1 tRNA gene is annotated in these 276 nt (G+C 39.9%); it reads left to right on the forward strand.

Going from position 1 to position 276, the window contains the following annotated elements:
* The first annotated feature begins 68 nt into the window (after positions 1-68).
* A tRNA-Trp gene (locus AB4486_RS22750) sits at positions 69-145 on the forward strand.
* The last annotated feature ends 131 nt before the right edge of the window (positions 146-276 follow it).

Below are 276 nucleotides of genomic sequence, written 5' to 3' on the forward strand. Positions count from 1 at the left end.
ACTCCGCCACTTATTCGATAACCTCGCCTAGTGCGAGGTTTTTTCGAATCTGAAGTAATGAAAGTTTTAGGGGTGTAGCTCCAATTGGCAGAGCAGCGGATTCCAAATCCGCGTGTTGGGAGTTCGAATCTCTCCACCCCTGCCATATTTAAGGCTCTAGCAGAAATGCTAGAGCCTTTTTGCTTTCTGAATCTAATACCAATTAAAGTAAAAATGTGATCTAATTAAGATTGATGAATTATTGTGAAATTTAGCTATGGATAGCCTTAATAACAC

Origin of the sequence: Vibrio sp. 10N.222.55.C6 (genome assembly GCF_041473395.1) — a bacterium.
GTDB lineage: Bacteria > Pseudomonadota > Gammaproteobacteria > Enterobacterales > Vibrionaceae > Vibrio > Vibrio crassostreae_C.